The following is a 561-nucleotide window of genomic DNA, read 5'->3' as shown; positions in this document are numbered from 1 at the left end:
TTTCAAAGTTGCCGCCGGCGGCATCTTTGATCGTCACCTCGACTTGGCCGGCGTCTTTGTAGACGTCGTCCTTCGGTGCATCGACGGTCACGGAGCCGCTGGTGGCACCGGCGGCGATGGTGATCACGGCACCGTTCGACAAGGTCACGGTGACCGGAGTCCCAGCGGCGTTGGTCAGGGTCGCCGTATAGGTTATCTGGCCGCCTTCATCCACAGCGCCGGTGGCGGTCAGCGACAGGCTGGTGGTGTCCGCAGTATCGGTCACCGAGGTGTCGGCTGACTTGCCGTCGACTTCCAGTTTCTCGTAGTTACCGCCCTTGGCATCGTCGATTTTCACGCTCAGGGAACCGCCGCCGGCCAACGCATCGTTCGGCGCGGTGAAGTTGACGCTGGCACTGCTCGAGCCGACCGGGATGGTGATGGTCTGGCCGTTGGACAGGGTCACAACCACTGGCGAACCGGTGACTGGAGCGGACACGGACGCGGTGTAAACCACGGTGCCGCCTTCGGCCACACTCGAAGTCGCGGTCAGGTTCACGGTCGAGGTGTCGGTGGTGTCGG

At 63.8% G+C, this 561-nt stretch carries 1 protein-coding gene; it reads right to left on the bottom strand.

Annotated elements, in window-relative coordinates; all coding sequences use genetic code 11:
* Positions 1-561: immunoglobulin-like domain-containing protein (locus tag AACY49_RS30115; protein WP_339527885.1), on the bottom strand; the 561-nt coding region annotated here is incomplete at both ends.

The sequence above is a fragment of the Pseudomonas sp. EL_65y_Pfl2_R96 genome (genome assembly GCF_963970905.1).
Classification (GTDB): domain Bacteria; phylum Pseudomonadota; class Gammaproteobacteria; order Pseudomonadales; family Pseudomonadaceae; genus Aquipseudomonas.
Note: the sequence above shows the minus strand (reverse complement) of the source record. Positions and strands in the feature narration are given on the sequence as shown.